The organism is Pseudaminobacter sp. Soil_N_29 (genome assembly GCF_057656055.1).
The window spans coordinates 1-3868 of the sequence record NZ_JBDGLC010000021.1; the positions used below are offsets into that span (position 1 = coordinate 1).

General features: G+C 62.5%; 3 protein-coding genes. All 3 read right to left on the reverse strand.

The features are described 5' to 3' along the window. Positions 1-59 precede the first annotated feature (59 nt). Positions 60-1913, reverse strand: coding sequence for a branched-chain amino acid ABC transporter ATP-binding protein/permease (locus AC3A4H_RS23490; protein WP_487768861.1), 1854 nt, complete (start codon positions 1911-1913; stop codon positions 60-62). Positions 1914-1922: 9 nt separating this feature from the next. Beyond that, entirely contained in the window at positions 1923-2798 is an 876-nt protein-coding gene (locus AC3A4H_RS23495; protein ID WP_487768862.1) for a branched-chain amino acid ABC transporter permease, read from the reverse strand. A gap of 146 nt (positions 2799-2944) precedes the next feature. Continuing rightward, positions 2945-3868, reverse strand: a 924-nt coding sequence (locus AC3A4H_RS23500; protein WP_487768863.1) for an ABC transporter substrate-binding protein, incomplete at its 5' end; no start/stop codon positions are given.

The window sequence follows — 3868 nt, forward strand, 5'->3', positions numbered from 1 at the left end:
GTCGAACAGGATGTGGCTGTCGCCATAGTAGCTGTTGAGGCCATCGACTTCGAGCAGGCTCATGCCATCTCTCCATGCACACCGCCGAGATAGGCTTCCTGCACCCTGGGATTGGTCCTGATCTCGTCCGGCGTGCCTTCGACCAGCACGCGGCCCTCCTGCAGCACGGTGATTTTCTCGACCAGCTCGAAAAGGGAATCCATGTCGTGGTCGATAATGATCACCGTGCGGCCGCGCGCGATGGACTTGAGCAGTGCCACTGTTTCGATGCGCTCCGGCGGGCTCATGCCGGCGAGCGGCTCATCGAGCAGCAGCAGGGTTGGTGAAGTGGCCAGTGCAAGCCCGATCTCGAGCCGGCGCTTCTCGCCATAGGCGAGTTCCGATACTGGCGTGTCGGGCCGCCCCATCAGATGGACCAGCGCCAGCGTGTGCTCGACCTGTTCGGTAAGGCCCGAAACGCTGCGGATGTTGCGGAACAGGTCGAGCCTGAACCTGCCGCGGATTTCGCCCAGCGCCGCAATCGTCAGGTTCTGCCGGACGGTCAGCCGCTCGAAAAGCTGGTTGATCTGGTAGCTCTTGGTCAGCCCGAGCTGGCAGACGTCGGTGACGCTCATCCCCGTGATGTCTTGCCCCTCGAATACGATTTTGCCCGATGTCGGCGGAACCTCGCAAGTCAGCATCTTGAAGAAGGTGGTCTTGCCGGCGCCGTTGGGCCCAATGATGCCGCGCATCTCGCCGTGATCGACGCTGAAGTCGATACCGCTGTTGGCCACCACGCCGCCATAGCGTTTGGTAAGGCCCTTGGCCTGCAGGATTCCACCCGACACGTGGTCGGACGTCCGCTTGTGTCCGGGCATCGGCGCCGCGGCGACGGAAGCTCCCGCCATCGATATGGCCGTCGGCGGCGCGCTGCTCGCCTCGACCGGTTCCGCGGGCTTTCCTCGACCGGTCGCCAGCCTGTAGAGATCGACGACCGCGCCGACGATGCCACGCCTGAGGAAACAGACGAGCAGTACGAACACGATGCCGAGCACCAACTTCCAAGTCGCGCCGAGTTGCAGCGTGTTCTGGAAGAAGTCGCTGAGGTAGAGCCACACGGCCGCACCCACCAGCGGACCGAACAGCGTTCCGGCGCCGCCGATAGCGGTTTGCATGATGAGCTGGCCGGAGGTGTCGAACATGAACGCATCGGGAGGCATGAAGCCCTGCATGACGCCGAGCAGGCCGCCGGCAAAGCCGGCATAAATCGCCGCGACCACGAAAGCGGTGAGCTTGTAGCCGTGGATGTTGTGACCGAGGGCCGCGGCGCGCAACGGATTGTCGCGGATCGCGCTCAGGATCGCTCCCACCGGCGAGCGCACGATGCGCAGCGCGATCACCAGCCCGACGAAATACCAGAACGCCAGGAAGGCATACATGGACCAATCGGTGTTGAAGTTGAGCGTCGTGAAGCCGAGATCGAAACTTGGTGTGGGCACGCCCGGCAGCCCGTTTTCGCCGCCGGTGTAGTCGGATAACGGATTGAACTCGACGAAGAAGAACACTTCCGCGATCGCCACCGTGATCATGGCGAAGTAGATGCCCGTGCGCCGCAGCGCGATCAGCCCGACCAGGTAGCCGACGATGCCCGCGGCCAGCGCGCCGATGACGATCGCAGTCATGGCATAGGGTAAGTCCAGCTCGGTGAGCAGATAGGCGGCGAACATGCCGCCCGTTCCATAGAAGGCCGACTGTCCGAAGGACAGCAGCCCCGTATAGCCAAACAGGATATCGAAGCCGAGTCCGAACAGGCCCCAGATGAGGATGCGGTTGATGGTCGTCGGCGAAAAGCCGAGATGTGGCAGGACAAAGGGTGCGGCAACCAGCGCGGCGGCCGTCAGCGCCTCAACGAGAACGGAGCGTTTCATGTTCATCGGCCGCGCTCACTCACGGCCCGCGGTGCCAAGCAGCCCGTGGGGTCGGAATACCAGCACGAGCGTCATCGCAACGAAGAGCATGACATAGGAGTAGCCGGGATTGAACATCGAAGTGATGCTGATGATCTCGCCGGCGATGAGGCCGCCAAGCACCGCGCCCGGGAAGGAACCGACGCCGCCGATGACGACGACGACGAAGGTCTGCACCAGGATCGGTTCGCCGACGTCGGGCGCGATCGAGACCACCGGCGCGTTGATGATGCCCGCAAAGCCGGCCGCCATGGCGCCGATGCCGAACACCAGCATGAAGATCCTGTAGACGTTGATGCCGAGTGAATCGACCATCACCGAATCCTCAATACCGGCGCGTACGATCATCCCGATGCGCGTCCGGTAGAGCACGAAATAGAGAACCAGCAGCGCCACCGTGACGATGCCGAGGAGGGCCAGCCGATAGGTCGGGTACATCATGAAGCCGAGCGAGGTGATGCCCATCAGCGACGTTGGCGGAGGCACCGTCTGTGACAGGCTGCCGAAAAAGAACCGAACCGCCTCGACGAACACGATGCCGAGCCCGAAGGTGACGAGAAGCTGGTCCTCGTGCGGGCGTGTGTAGAAATGGCGGATGATGAGCCGCTCCATCAGCACGCCGACCAGCATCACAAACAGCGAGCCGGCCATCACCGCCACGACGAAGGATCCGGAATAGGTGTAGGCAACCCAGCCGGCGTAGCCACCCAGCATGAACATGGCGCCGTGCGCGAGGTTGAGCACGCCAAGCGTGCCGTAGATGATTGTCAGGCCGGAAGAAATGAGCGCCAGAAGCGCGCCGAGCACCAGCCCGTTGAAGCATTGCGATACGAAGTTTGCCCAGTTCACCACGCTGCCGCTCGCCTTGAGATTGAGGAACGGTCGACCTGCGAACCCGCCATCACGGGCCTGTCCCCTCGCACCTGCCAGAGCGGACCGACGATAGAACCGGGCGCGCCTTCCGCCCACCACGATGAGCGGAAGGCACCTGTGGCCGATCAGGTGTAGTCGCCCAGCTCGCAGCCGAAGGCGTCCGGTTTCTGCATTAATGGTGCGCCCGGAACCACCTCGAGCACCTCCCAGAAGTCCTCGTCGTTCTTCATGTCCTTCGGGGCCTTGCCGCGGACGATGACGACAGGGCGCACGAGCTGGTGATCTTCGGGTCGGAAGTGGACATCGCCCACCATCGACGGGAAGGTCTCGCCCTTCTCATATTGCTTGATGACGTCCGGCGGGTAGAAGGTGCCGGCCTCTGACACCATGCGCGCCCATATGGCAAACTGCATGTAGCTATTCTCGGCGCCCCATTCGGGCCGGTAGTTGTACTTCTTCTGGAACGCCTCGACGAACATCTTGGCAAGCGGGTACTGGTCTTCCATCGTCCACCAGAAGTCCGTGGCGGCGAAGACCCCGGCTGTAAGTTCCGGCCCCACTTCCTTGGCGAGGAACGGAATCTGATAGGGGATCACCATCTTCATCTGCGGCGTCAGGCCAAACTGCTTGGCCTGTTGCACCGAAAGCACCGCGTCGCGGCCCCAGTTGACGTTGATGATGAACTCGGCGCCCGAATTGGCGATGTTGGTCAGATACTGGCTAAAGTCCTCGGTCCCGAGCGGCGACACCTGGTTGGTCACCATAGTCCATCCGCCGTGCGAGGTCAGATAGTCGTTGACCGACTTGGTGACGGTGTGGCCATAGGTGTAGTCTGGCGTCATGAACGCGGCCTTCTTGTCCTTGCCGAAATTCTTCACCAGCACCGGGCCGATCGCGTTGGCCGCGGTCTCGCCGTAGAAGCATTGGCGGAAGGAATAGCGTACGCAGTCCTTGCCGGTGGTGTCGTTGGAGCCGGAGATTCCCACCAGGTAGAGGATCTTCTCACGCTGGGCGAACTTGTTCAGCGCCACCGCGACCGCCGACGAGGT